This window comes from Pseudoalteromonas sp. CO348 (genome assembly GCF_004208845.1).
GTDB classification, from domain to species: domain Bacteria; phylum Pseudomonadota; class Gammaproteobacteria; order Enterobacterales; family Alteromonadaceae; genus Pseudoalteromonas; species Pseudoalteromonas maricaloris.
This window is the reverse complement of sequence record NZ_SGPI01000033.1, coordinates 109,801-123,213: the sequence shown is the minus strand read 5'-3', so window position 1 is coordinate 123,213 and position 13,413 is coordinate 109,801. Positions and strand designations below refer to the sequence as shown.

At 46.9% G+C, this 13,413-nt stretch carries 10 protein-coding genes; 7 read left to right on the top strand and 3 right to left on the bottom strand.

Annotated features, from left to right (window positions below):
* Window positions 1–124 precede the first annotated feature (124 nt).
* From EXT48_RS17205 to EXT48_RS17180, 6 genes are read left to right on the top strand one after another with little or no spacing between them, the layout of a single operon-like run.
* Entirely contained in the window at window positions 125–1,354 is a 1,230-nt protein-coding gene (locus EXT48_RS17205) for an OprO/OprP family phosphate-selective porin (protein ID WP_130165264.1), read from the top strand.
* A gap of 12 nt (window positions 1,355–1,366) precedes the next feature.
* Window positions 1,367–2,329 carry a tripartite tricarboxylate transporter substrate binding protein gene (locus tag EXT48_RS17200; protein ID WP_010606899.1) on the top strand — a complete coding sequence of 321 codons (963 nt, stop codon included), beginning with the start codon at window positions 1,367–1,369 and terminating at the stop codon, window positions 2,327–2,329.
* Between the two features lie 60 nt (window positions 2,330–2,389).
* A complete protein-coding gene (locus tag EXT48_RS17195) occupies window positions 2,390–2,866 on the top strand; it encodes a tripartite tricarboxylate transporter TctB family protein (protein ID WP_130165139.1) in 477 nt (158 codons plus the stop codon).
* A gap of 3 nt (window positions 2,867–2,869) precedes the next feature.
* Window positions 2,870–4,378, top strand: coding sequence for a tripartite tricarboxylate transporter permease (locus EXT48_RS17190; protein ID WP_010606897.1), 1,509 nt, complete (start codon window positions 2,870–2,872; stop codon window positions 4,376–4,378).
* 21 nt (window positions 4,379–4,399) lie between these two features.
* On the top strand, window positions 4,400–6,028 hold the full coding sequence (locus EXT48_RS17185) for a sensor histidine kinase (protein WP_069021685.1): 1,629 nt from the start codon (window positions 4,400–4,402) through the stop codon (window positions 6,026–6,028).
* A gap of 2 nt (window positions 6,029–6,030) precedes the next feature.
* Entirely contained in the window at window positions 6,031–6,735 is a 705-nt protein-coding gene (locus EXT48_RS17180; protein ID WP_130165138.1) for a response regulator, read from the top strand.
* Here EXT48_RS17180 and EXT48_RS17175 read toward each other — a convergent pair.
* The 3 genes from EXT48_RS17175 to EXT48_RS17165 form a co-directional block, all read right to left on the bottom strand.
* Window positions 6,732–8,021 carry a DUF3472 domain-containing protein gene (locus EXT48_RS17175; protein WP_130165137.1) on the bottom strand — a complete coding sequence of 430 codons (1,290 nt, stop codon included), beginning with the start codon at window positions 8,019–8,021 and terminating at the stop codon, window positions 6,732–6,734. The two genes, EXT48_RS17180 and EXT48_RS17175, sit on opposite strands and share 4 nt — an antisense overlap.
* Before the next feature lie 38 nt (window positions 8,022–8,059).
* A complete protein-coding gene (locus EXT48_RS17170) occupies window positions 8,060–10,909 on the bottom strand; it encodes a TonB-dependent receptor (RefSeq protein ID WP_130127153.1) in 2,850 nt (949 codons plus the stop codon).
* A 103-nt stretch (window positions 10,910–11,012) separates the two neighbouring features.
* Window positions 11,013–12,383, bottom strand: a complete 1,371-nt coding sequence (locus EXT48_RS17165; RefSeq protein ID WP_045964720.1) for a Gfo/Idh/MocA family oxidoreductase — start codon at window positions 12,381–12,383, stop codon at window positions 11,013–11,015.
* A 254-nt stretch (window positions 12,384–12,637) separates the two neighbouring features.
* Here EXT48_RS17165 and agaR point away from each other — a divergent pair, with 254 nt between their 5' ends.
* On the top strand, window positions 12,638–13,408 hold the full coding sequence (gene agaR / locus EXT48_RS17160) for a transcriptional repressor AgaR (protein ID WP_130165136.1): 771 nt from the start codon (window positions 12,638–12,640) through the stop codon (window positions 13,406–13,408).
* Window positions 13,409–13,413 lie beyond the last annotated feature (5 nt).

The following is a 13,413-nucleotide window of genomic DNA, read 5'->3' as shown; positions in this document are numbered from 1 at the left end:
AACTTATTTCCGTAATCTATGGTTAATTGAGGGTTAACAATAAGCTCGTACTTGATAGCAGGTTGTAGTCGCTAGTCACAATACGTTTAAGACAAATGAGTACAGAGCAATGAGAATAACAATAATGAAGCCAGTTGCAGCAATGTCATTAATTGCAGTAACTGCTTGCCCCGTTTTGGCACAACAAGATGAAGCACTAGCCAGCAAGGTTGCAAAGCTAGAAGCGCAATTAAAGGAATTACAGTCCAATAAATCACTGAACCTTGAGTTTGGCGGGCGTGTACAACTCGATTTTAACCATTTTAGTGGTGCATACAGCGCCGATAATGAGGGTAATGCCGCCAGCGACTTTTTCCCGCGTCGGATCCGCACCTATGTAGAGAGTGAGCAAGGCGATTGGGAGCATAAGTTGCTACTCGATTTTGCTGAAGGCGATGCCGAGATAGTCACTGTAAGAGTGCGTTATACCGGCTGGAACAACGGCCCGCGCTTTCAGTTTGGTAAATTAAGAGAAGATATCACCCTAAATGCGCTCACCAGCAGCAAACACATCAATACCATAGAGCGCAGCTCTATCGCTGATACGTTTTCTCCTTACTTTCGTTGGGGCGCATCAGCTTATCAATATTTTAAAGATTCCGGTTTTCGCTATGCGTTAGGGGTATATAAAAACGACGCTTTTGGTGCATCTGGGCGTGACCAAGATGACCGTCTGGCACTTGCCTATTCGGGGCGTTTGACTTGGTCGCAACACACTCCTGGTAAAACTCTGCATTTAGGTGGTTGGGGTTCGTACCGTGATATGGGCGGTGCAACGCTGGGTAATCGCCTTGCTCGCGGTGAAGTACGTGAAGCCAAAGTGCGCCTCGTGGATTATGCTGCAGGCGGTGATGTAGTGGCCCTTGATAGCATGTCACAAGCCGGGTTAGAGCTCGCTTATCAACACAACGCCTTTATGCTTGAGGCCGAATATGCCACACGCAACTTAGATACCCTCGACCCTACTTCTGCTTTAGATGGGGGAGATATTTCGGGTTATCACTTGTCCTTGAGCTATTTCTTGACCGGTGAACACAAACAATATTCCGCTGGCTCTGCGGTATTTAAGCAGCCTAAAGGGGTAAAAAATGCGTGGGAGTTGGTTGCGCGTATTTCCAGTATGGATGCTGAAAACGCCAACCAAGGCACGCAAGTCGACGCCTACACACTGGGCGGTACCTATTACCATTCCAGCAGCTTAAAGTTCATGGCTAACCTTGTCTATGCGGATGTTTCAGGAGCAGGAAGTACCGCGTTGGTTGGTGACGAAGATTCAGGATTTGGTTTTGCTGCACGCTTGCAGTATCTATTTTAACGGGAGCAGGTTATGAAGTTTGCATTAAAGCATCTCAAATTAGCAATAGCTGGCGTGGCAATGATGTCTACTCAGGTATTAGCGGATACCCACTTTTTAATTCCCGGTGGTCCAGGTGGTGGCTGGGATACCACGGCTCGAGCTGTGGGCGAGGCGTTAGTGAAATCAGGGCTTGAGTCCAATGCGTCGTTTCAGAATATGTCAGGCGGTGGTGGCGGCCGTGCTATTGCTTACTTGATTGAATCGGGCAATAAAAAAGGCGATATGTTGATGGTTAATTCAACGCCAATCGTGCTGCGCGCGTTGTCGGGTAAGATCCCCTATAGTTATCGTGATTTAACGCCTGTTGCCAGCGTAATTGCCGATTATGGTGCATTCGTGGTGCGTGATGATTCGCCTTTTAAGAGCTGGAAGGAGGTGATTGCTCGTCTAGAAGTAAACCCGGGCTCTGTGACCGTCGCGGGAGGTTCTGCTCGCGGCAGTATGGATCATCTCGTTGCAGCACAAGCAGTAAAAGCGGCAGGCGTTGACGGTCGTAAGCTGCGTTACATTCCTTACGATGCCGGTGGCAAAGCCAAGGCGGGTTTATTATCTGGCGAGGTGAAGATGCTCTCGACCGGATTAAGTGAAGCGCTCGACATGGCAAAAAGTGGTCAGGCGCGCATTCTTGCTGTTACCGCGCCAGAGCCTATCGCGGACTATCCAGAGATCCCAACCCTGAAGTCTCTAGGCTATGACATGGAATTTGTTAACTGGCGTGGTTTTTTTGCGGCTCCGGATCTCCCTCAAGCAAAACTCGACGAATATACCGTGAGATTACAAAAGCTGGTGCAAAGCAAAGAGTGGGAAGCGGTGCGTGCTCGCAACGGTTGGTTGAATCTATTTAAGCCACAGCACGAGTTTATTGAGGCGCTAGAGGCACAAGAAGCGCAGCTGAAAGTGGTGATGGAAGAATTGGGTTTCGTTAGACGCTGATTAAATTAAATAGGTGGCTGCAGTGAGGTTACTGCACCACCTAAAAGTGGGTAATTCACTATGTTAAACCGAGAATTGTTAGGCCCAGTGCTGTTTTTAATTCTGTTTTCACTCTATGCGGTATCTGCTTGGCAAATCCCGATTATGCCTTTTGAAGAATACGAGGCGGTAAACTCAGCAACTTTGCCTAAGGTATACGCGCTGATTGGCATTATTGTTTGTCTTTTGTCGATTGCCGCAACACTGTTTAGAGGCGTCCCTGCGCTTGATAAACGTGAAGGAACGGAGACTATCTCCAAGGCAACCATCGCCCAATGTGCAGCACTGATTGTATTGATGCTTATCTACAGCAGTGTGCTTGACGAACTCGGGTTTATTGTCTCGACCATTTTGTTTTTAGGCTGTGGCTTTTTAATTATGGGTGAGCGACGTAAGCAAATTTTGTTATTGGCGTCGGTACCTGTGGTTATCGTATTTTGGGCCATTATGACGCAGCTACTTGGGATCTATCTGGTTCCTGGGGATTTTTGGAGTTAAGCCATGTTAGACGGTATTTTAGTTGGCCTGTCCACGGCCTTTATGTGGCAAAATTTACTGTACGTAATAGTTGGCTGCTTTGTCGGTACTTTTATCGGTATGTTGCCCGGCTTAGGGCCAATCACGGCGATTGCGTTGATGATCCCTATCACTTACAACATCGGTGCCGACTCCGGTATGATCTTAATGGCGGGCGTATATTACGGCGCAATTTTTGGTGGCTCGACTTCCTCTATTTTGATTAACGCTCCCGGTGTAGCTGGTACTGTGGCATCGTCATTTGACGGCTATCCAATGGCAAAACAAGGACATGCAGGCAAGGCTTTGGCTATTGCCGCTTATGCTTCATTTACTGGCGGAACGATTGGTGCGTTGATGCTTATGATAGCCGCACCACTACTTGCAAAAGTGAGCTTAAGCTTTCAGTCTCCAGACTATGTGATGTTGATGTTTTTGGGCTTGACTGCGATTGCTGCTTTTTCTGCAAAAGGGCAATTTTTAAAAGCCATGATGATGACTGTATTTGGCTTGATGCTGTCGACGGTGGGAATAGACCCTTCATCTGGTACTGAGCGTTTTACCTTTGGTCAGGCGGACTTGCTAGACGGCGTAAGCTTTTTGTTGGTCGCAATGGCAACCTTTGCATTGTCTGAGGCGCTGATCAACGTGATCCGTCCAGAAAAAGCTAATCAAGGTTCGAATGATGATGACACCCCTGTTATTGGCTCAACAAAACTATCTGGCGCTGAAGTGAAAGAAATGGCGCCAGTTGTGGGGCGCTCTTCAATTTTAGGATTTATCATTGGCGTATTGCCGGGGGCTGGCGCAACGATAGCAAGTTTTATGGCTTATGCGACAGAGCGAAATTTGGCACCCAAAGCCATTCGTGAGCGTTTTGGGCGTGGTGAAATCCGTGGCTTAGCGGCACCTGAGTCGGCAAACAATGCCGCTTGTACTGGGTCGTTTGTGCCATTGTTAACGCTTGGGATCCCGGGGTCTGGCACCACTGCGATTATGTTAGGGGCGCTGATTGCTTATGGTATTCAGCCGGGCCCTACGTTAATGCAGGACAATCCTACGGTATTTTGGTCGGTAATTGTAAGCATGTATTTTGGCAACATTGTGCTGCTGATTTTAAATTTGCCACTGATCCCTTATTTTGCAAAGGCTTTGACTTTGCCACGCTCAGTTCTCACGGTGATGATTTTATTCTTTAGCTTGATTGGCGTGTATCTGGTGTCATTTAATACCTTTGATTTGTTTATGATGGTGGGTTTTGCCTTGGTGGCGGTGGTGCTGAGATTATTGAGTTTCCCGATGGCACCTTTGCTCCTTGGGTTTATTCTTGGCGATATGATCGAACGCAATTACCGCCGCGCCATGATGATTTCGGATGGCTCTATTAGCTTTATTTGGGAGCGGCCACTAACTTTAGGCATATTTGCGCTTGCCATGTTAGTGTTGTTGATCCCATTAAAAGAGTACTTCCAGCAACGAAAAGTTGCGCAGTAACCCAGCAGTGAGGAAATACGTGTGTCGCAATCACAAAAATTAGCACGCAGACCAAAACGCTTAGAAACGCGACTGATCACTTGGGTTGTGGGCTTGTGTGTGATCCAAGCATGCTTATTTACCGCGTTGGTGTATCAGGTTATTACGCAAAGCTTACACCAGGAAGTGGGAGAAAAAGCCTTGGCTTTGGCTAAGGCGGTGGCGGTTCGTGAAGATGTTATGACGGCACTCATAACAGATAGGGATAGCTCACAGATCCAACGCCTCAATACTAATGTTGAGTTGCTGCGCCAGGCAACTGGCGCAGATTTTATCGTCATTGGTGACACCGAAACGCGACGTATTGCCCACCCCGATGAGCAAAAAATTGGTCGCACCATGGTCGGAGGGGATAGCCAAGCCGCATTGTCTGGAGAGAGTTATATCTCAACGGCACAGGGCAGTTTAGGTGAGTCTATTCGCGGCAAAGTGCCGGTGTACTCTCCCGCTGGTGAGGTGATTGGTTTAGTCTCGGTAGGCTTTTTAGTGCAATCCGTTGAGTCGTTGGTGCTGCAGCGCAGCATTGCCGTTTTTGTTGGAGCTGCAGCGGTGTTACTGCTCAGTGTCATTGCCGCGATTTGGATTGGTCGACGTGTCCGCCAAGCCATTTTTGGCCTGCAACCAGATGAAATCGGGCGCTTATTTGCTGAGCAAGAGGCCATACTGAATACCGTACGTACGGGGATTATCGCGCTCGACCCCGATGGCAGCGTGCGCCGTTTGAATCAACGAGCGTGCGAAATTCTCGAAAAGCCTCGCGGCTTGAGTAAGCAAGGTTTGCACCTGAGCGATCTGTTACCAGAACATAGCGATTTCTTGTTGCATAACCCCAATCGCCCTTTGGTTGGTTTTGAGCTATTTGTTGCTGACAAGCGTTTGGTGTTGTCGCGGTTTGCGCTGCAAGTGCAAGGTCAACACGAAGGTATTTTATTGAGTATGCGGCCCTCCGATGAACTAGAGTACGTGTCTAAGCAGCTCACTAAAGTACAGGCTTTTGCAGAGCTATTGAGAGTGCAAACACATGACTATTCAAACAAGTTAAATACCATTGGCGCGCTTATCCAAATGGCGCAATATGACAAAGCGATTGAGCTGATAGGCCAAGAAAGCCAAGGCTCACAAGCGCAAATTGAAAACCTCCTTACCTATATACAAGAGCCAGTGATCGCGGGCTTATTACTCGGTAAATACCATAAAGCACGAGAGCATAATGTGGCACTCGAGGTGAGTTCCGACAGCGCGCTGTGTGCTATCCATCAAAAAGAGATGTTGGAACGAATAGTTTCAATATTAGGTAATCTCATCGATAATGCCATCGAAGCGGCGAGAACGACGGCACAGTTACGGCCTGCCAAAGTGGTCGTAACAGTGGATGAAACGGTTCAGGATATTATCTTTGATGTTGAAGATAGCGGCACTGGACTGATTGGTAACGTCGAAGAGGCGTTTACGCCGCAGTTTAGTACTAAGTCCGGCGACCAACATGGTGTTGGCTTATATCTCGTAAAAACAAATCTTGATTCCTGCCACGGAACCTTAGAGGTTGGGGAGTCTGAATTACTTGGTGCAAGGATCACGGTCTTTATTCCCAAGCAAGTAAAAGAGCAATAACAATGACTTATTCTGTGGTGATCATCGAAGATGAAGTAGCTGTGGCACAATTATTAGCGCAATACCTAGTGACACCGGCAACACCAAGTAGCGCAAGGCAAGGGCAATATCGAGTGGTGGCCAGTAGCGACAATGTTTCTACCGCGACGGTACTGTTGAGTGCGATACAAGCCGACTTAATTTTATTGGATATTTATCTACCCGATGGTAACGGTCTTGAGTTTTTAAAGATGCTACGCGAGCAAGGCTGTAAAAGCGAAGTGATGCTGATCACCGCAGCAAAAGAAGTGGCGACGCTAGAAAAAGCGATCCGTCTGGGAGTCTGCGATTTTTTAGTTAAACCGCTGATCTTGGAACGGCTCGACCTCGCACTCGCCCGCTTTGAAGCACGTCAGCAGTGTTTAGATGGTGCCAATGAAGTGACGCAATCTATGGTCGACACCTTATTTGGTAGTGAACAGGCGAACGTACAAAGTACGGCTAGACTACCTAAAGGCGTTGACCCACTTACTTTGGAAAAAATTCGTACGGCATTTCAAAGCCAGCCCAAGCAGGTGTTTACAGCAACCCAAATGGGAGAATTGGTGGGGGTGAGTCGCTCAACCGCTCGGCGCTATTTAGAGTTTTTGGTTAGTATAGAAGAAGTAAAAGCCGACCAAAGCTACGGTAGCATTGGCCGACCAGAGCGAAGCTATCATTTAAATTAAGGGTGTGCCTGTAGTGACTGCCATGGGATCACCGGCGCATCATTGCTGCTAGGGCGAGTGAATTCGCTGAGATAAGGTGTAGGTCCCGTGAAGAAACCGGTGTTACGTAAGTAAAAACGGTTTTGCTCCTCACCACCTTGATAATCCAAGCGCGACCCTTTTCTGGCGGTGGCGTCATAAGTGAATTTAGCCTGATTTAACTCAACCCAGTTACCTTGGGTGTCACGCAAAAACTGGCGATTATAAAATGCCTTACGCTCAAACTGTCCAGCTTCGGGTAAAAAGTTTTCCAAAAAGCTATGCGGTCTTGCAACATAGGTGTTGGTTTCAGGGCGGCTAAAGGCTGCGATCAACTTCCATTGACCGGTTTCCGGCGCATAAAAATAGCCGCGATATTCAGTATGGCCCGCATTCGTTGTACTGGGCTCGATATTGACTAAAAAGCGATATGTCGTATCCGGTTGCCAGTTATAACGTAAATAGCTTTGTCCTCCAGAACCTTCATTGCCAAATTCACCGACGTAAACGCCTTCGCCTTTAGCGAGTAATTTAATTTTAAGGTTGTCAGGAATCGTGCTTGGATCATCCGTTTGGTATGGGCTCCAAACCGAAAACAGCACGCGGCGCTCGGTGGGTGAGTTTACCTGAATACCAAAGTACCCTTCGCCAAAACCATTCGCCATAAAATACGAACCTTGTGGATCATAGCCAGATGGCACCGTTACTTCGTTGTAAAACCAGTTATAGTCCTTTTTGTCAGGTACGGTATAGGAAAGGTGTACTGAAGGGCCGCGACGACCCCAGTAAAAGTCTTCTTTAACATAGTTAGGCGCGGGGGTCATGGCCTCGCCATCGAGACTAAGCCCGGTAATGGCGGGGAAGGTACTGTTTTGCCCATTGGCTAATGTGTCACCGGCTATTTGGACAGTTTGATAGCCAACTTGCGTCACGGCAAAGTCACCGACTTTAAGCTTATTCGGGCTTTGTCTATCGAGGTTAAGCGTCACTTGTTTGTTGTTATGAGTTACCAGTAATGTGCTGGGTGCACTTGGTTTCTCAAGGTGTAAATAGAGGGTATAGGTGCCAACGTTATTGGCATAAAAATAGTGATTAAATCTAAGCTGCTTATCTTGCCATGGGGCAATTCCGGCTTGAGTTATATATTGCCTGCTGGCGTCAATATCGTTGTTGACCCAAGCATTACCGTAACTGCTGACATAAGCCTCTTGTGCTGAGGCAAATAGCGAGGCACACAGCAGTATCGGTGTCATTATTGTATTCTTCATCTTAAGTTCCTTGAATGGGGCGCGTTGCCCCATGTTGATTAGAAAGAAGTGTTAATGCCTAAACTGATACTGCGGCCGTAACGGCTCAAGTGGCTCACTTGCTCTTGGGTTTTAATGTATGACCATTGACGCTCATTGGTGAGGTTGGTCACGTTTAGGTCAATCCGTGTCTTTGCCGTAAGATTATAGCTGGCACTGAAATCAAACTGACCATAATCCGCTGCCCATTCTGGGCCGCCCCACGCATCTGGATACTTCAGGTAATCATCTCGCCAGTTGTAAGCGATACGCGCTTGGTAGTCATCCTTTTCATAATAGATAACCGCATTGTAAGAATGCTCAGACATTCCAGCGAATGGTAGCTCGTCTTTTTCGGGGTCGTCGTATTTACTATCCGTAAATGTATAGTTGATTTGCATACCTAGGCCATCAAATGGTGCTGGTAGCAATTCCTCAAACGACTGTTGATAAGCAATTTCGAAACCTTTGATCTCAGCTCCCGCTTCTGAACGAGGAGATACTTGAGTAAATTCCGGACCGTCAACTTCAACGCCGTCTTTTATGAATTTACCCACTTTTATCGTACCGACACGCCCCTGAGCGATAACCGATTTAATGTCTTTGTAATAGGTTGCAAAGGTGAGTGCACCATAATCAGAGAAGTACCACTCTAGTCCCAAATCAAGTTGGTCTGCTCTAAGTGGCTTGATCCCAGGGTTGGCAAGATTAAGCTCAAACTTACTGAAATTAATTGAGCTATATGGGGTTAGAAAATCGATGCTAGGTCTGGTGATAACTTTAGCCGCGCTGGTTCTAAATAACAGTGAGTCTGTTATTTCTAACTTAAAGTTCATGCTAGGTAGTACATCAGTGTAGTCATCTTCTACGTAAGAATCGGAGTAATAATCGGCAATATCCCCTTCTATGCGATAGATAATGTCGCCATCTTCGTCTTCTTCTACGTTGTATACCAGACTTGGGTAATCAAAAACGTAGCCATCAGAGGTGATCTCGGTTTTGATTGCTCTTACGCCTAGGTTTAAGTTGTAAGGCATTTCCGACAGCTCGCCGACTAGATTGGTCTCTAAATAAAGTGCAAACGTTGACTCAGAAAGTTCGTAGGAATCTTTAGGACTCTTGGAAGCTCTAATTTTTTCATCTGCGGCTTGGGCATTAATGGATTGATAAAAAGCATAGAGTTTGTCGTAGTCGAAGCTGGCCCACGGTGCAGGGTGCATGCCCGGCTCACCATCTAGGAAGTTATCAAAGTTGGCGGGTACAAGTACATCTGCGGGTAGTCTAAATAAATTAAGGCCACCGAGCTTTTCTACGCTTGAGTTATCAAAGCTGTCGTAATCTGAGTTTTTAAAATAAGCCCCACCATTGCTGAACATCGATGGGTTATTTGATTTGCTCACGTCTCTGGCTTTAGTTTGCTTACCGTAATGAAAGCCAAACTTGATGTCTTTGACAAATTCCCATTCCGGAATAAATGTCCCTTCGAGCCTTAACTCTTCAACATCACTGATCACTTCCGTGCCATAGTTGTAGCTGTAGTGAGCACCAAAGGGTTGATCGGCATTAAGTGCTGGTGACATGGTCACATCTGGCAGGAGATTGTCGCCTGTTTGATCTATGGTGATAGTATCAACAAAGCCTCGCGCCACGATGTAGCGGTTGTCGCCATCATTGATCCGCTCAGCACGGGACTTAGACACGTCAAATTCAAGCGTTAGATCGCTGGTAGCATACCACTTGAAGTTAAGACCGGCCTGCCAAGTGTCGGTATTGCGAGGCTCAGAGACGTTTAGTAGCTCAGCCATCGCACCATCGACTAACTCAATGTAGTTGACGTTGCCATCTTCATTGAATTTTAACTCACCTACTGCTGGGATCCCCGGCGTCCAAGGTTCATCATAAGTGACGAAAGAGATTTGATATTTTTCACCGTCGGTTTTGTAGCTTGAGTATAAGCTATCAAAGGTGACATCAATATCATTCGTTGGACGCCATTGTAAGGCGAGGCTTGCACCAATGCGTTCACGTTCGTCTTGCCAGTTCGAGTAGCGTACATATCCTGGGATCATTGAGGGGTGTACTTTCTCGCCCTCATCTAGCTCACCATTTCGGTTACTATCAACCGGGACTCGCACGTCGGTATTTTCTTCAGGATCGTAAAACCCTTGTCCCTCGTAGGAGTCTTCGCGTTGTGTTCGCTCGGAATAAACGGCGGTGAATAGCGCGCCAAAGGTATTGTCAAAAAAGGTGTCACTAATTAGAAAGGAGGCTTGAGGGTTGGTATCGCCGGTACGTTCTTCGTAAATGGCTTTGGCACTTCCGGCGAGGGTAAAGCCATCCATATCTAACGGTCGGCGGGTTTTTATATTGATGACTGAACCAATCCCCCCCTCTTGCGTTTGTGCTTGCGGTGACTTGTACACTTCTAATGCTTGAACCATCTCAGGCGCAATTAAATCGAAGTTAAAGTCACGGCTAGTGTGTTCAGATGCCATTCTACGACCATTGATGGTGGTAACGTTAAAGTCCCCGCCAAGACCCCGCACCGTGACGTTTTGTCCTTCACCGGCGTTACGGGTAATGGCGATACCCGTCATTCGTTGTAGCGCTTCAGCAAGGTTTTGATCTGGGAACTTACCAATGTCTTCGGCAACGATGGCATCCATTACGCCGACGGCGTTTTTCTTGAGAAAGAGTGACTCTTTGATACTCGAACGTACGCCACGTACTTCAATTTTCTCGACTTGTTGCTTGGCTTTATCTTGCTCGTCGGATCCGCTGTTCTGTTCTGTTTCCTGTGCGTGCGCGTATTGGGACAGGGCACAGCTCACGGCCAATCCCACAGCACACAGTTTTAGAGTGTGTTTCATCTTGTTGTCCTGTTGAGTGTTGTTATTATTGCGCCCGCTATACGAGCGCTTATTCAGGCATTGTTAGTACTTGCTATAGATAGCGTATTTAACCTCTGGTTAGTTATGTGACAATGCCTAGTGGTGCTGCAGTGCGCCATGTGCCCCTGGTGAAATCCGGGAAGTCCTTGCTATTACTTCTGTCTGCAACTGAGTCCATTGAAAGAGGGAAGACCGCTGACCAAGCAGCTGCGTCGTAAACATCCTGATCTAGCGGCTCGCCATTACGAAGGCAGTAAATAATGCGCCAGAACATTAAGAAATCCATGCCACCATGGCCGCCGTTGCGCTCTGCTTCAGCCCCCATTTTTTGCCAAAGTGGATGGTCATATTTACCGTACCAATCATTCATGTCGTAATCCCACTCGTGAAAGCTCTTACTCCCGCCGTTTTCAAGCGCGATGCGGTTGGGGAATCCTGCAAATACGCCGTTAGTACCTTGAATTAAATTATGGCGGGAGTAAGGGCGTGGGGTAGTGGTATCGTGCTGTACCATAATCGAACGACCTTTGATGGTTTTAATGATGCTGGTGTTCATATCTCCAGCAATATAGTTCAGTTGGTTTCGTTCATGATTTGCTGGAAATTCACGTTTGGCATAGGCTGCACGACCAAGTGCTGGTGAGCTCATGGACGAGATATAGTCGAAGCGATCGCCACGGTTGATATTCATATATTGAGAAACTGGGCCTAAACCATGAGTAGGATAGAGGTTACCGTTGCGTTTGGTATGCCAATGTGTGCGCCATGAGCCAGTTTTATGCTCAATTTCTTTCATTTGCCAACGAAGTTCATGGATATAAGCTGCTTCACCGTGCAGTAACTCACCGAATAGCCCTTGGCGAACCATGTTTAATACCATCAGCTCGTCGCGGCCATAGCAAACGTTTTCCAACATCATGCAGTTCTTTTGCGTGCGCTCTGCGGTATTTACCAATTGCCACGCTTCTTCTATGGTCACTGCAGCTGGCACTTCAACCAAAGCGTGTTTGCCACTTTCCATTGTGTCTACCGCCATAGGCGTATGCCATTTCCAAGGCGTAGAGATGATCACAATATCAATGTCATCGCGCGCCAACATGCGGCGATAGTCCATATCGCTCTTGCCGTAAGTCGCTGGCTTGGGTAAGCCCTTGTCGACAACAATTTTAACGGCTCTATCGACGACTTCTTGGTGCGTATCGCAGATGGCCTTGATCTCGACACCGTCAAGATGGCAAAAATGTTTTACCGCGCCAACACCACGTTGACCCACACCAATAAAGCCCACTCGCACGACATCCAGTTTCGGTACGACTAAACCTTGAACTGAATTTCCTTGTGGCTTTGGTGTAAGCGGCGTCTTATTATTGTTACTTGCGCAGCCAACCACTGCGCTTGTTGCTGCAATAGCAGCCATTGATTGAAGAAATCGCCGGCGGTTTAGATCACCCATAATAACCTCTTAGTTGTTCACTCTTGTTGTTAAAACGAAATGTTATTTTTTGGTTATTATTACGGCAGTTTCATTTTGAACGCAAGAGAAATATCTTTCATATTCTTTCGTTTGTATTTCAATTCGTTTGCGATTTAACTTTAAATCATTATAAAACATATGGTTGTAATTGTTTTTGTTTAAAGTTAAAAAAATAAATTGAAAGCAAATGAAAGCTGTGTAGACTAAATTTAACCAAAACGAAAGGAGGTGTCATGCTGAACACCATCGAAAGACGCCACGAAATCGTTCAACTCGTTGGTCAAACAGAACGAGTAGAAGTATCTGAGCTGGCAGAACAATTTGGTGTATCAACCGTGACGATCAGAAATGATCTCAATGCCTTACATGATAAAGGGTTGTTGGTTCGCTCTCATGGTGGTGCCGTTGCGAGTTCTAAGTTAACCAAAGAGCTCACCATAACGGAAAAGCACGATCATCATCACCAAGTGAAAGTCGAGCTTGCAAAGTTGGTGGCGGGCCTTATAGGCAATAATGAGTCTATTATTTTGGACTCAGGAACCACCACAGAAGAGGTTGCGAAGCAGCTTACTGAACATCAACAGCTAGTGGTGATGACCAATGGTCTTAACGTGGCACAAGCGCTCGTTGCAGCCGATGGCGTTGAAGTGTTGATGACTGGAGGCTCACTGCGTAAAAAGTCGCTGTCGTTTTATGGCAGCCACGCAGAAGATCAGCTAAAGCAATATCACTTTGACCGCTTGGTGCTTGGTGTCGACGGGTTTTCTGTTGATGTTGGTGTAACAACACACTTTGAACCAGAAGCCGCGCTTAACCGCGAGATGTGTAAAGCTGCAAAGCAAGTCATAGTGGTGACGGACTCCAGCAAGTTCGATCGTAAAGGTGTACACCGTATTATCGCCTGCGAAGAAATTGACGTTTTGGTAACGGACAGTGGTATTCCAGCTGATATTCATCAGCAATTGGTTGCCGCCGGAATTGAGGTACATTTAATAACGTCTTAAGAGGT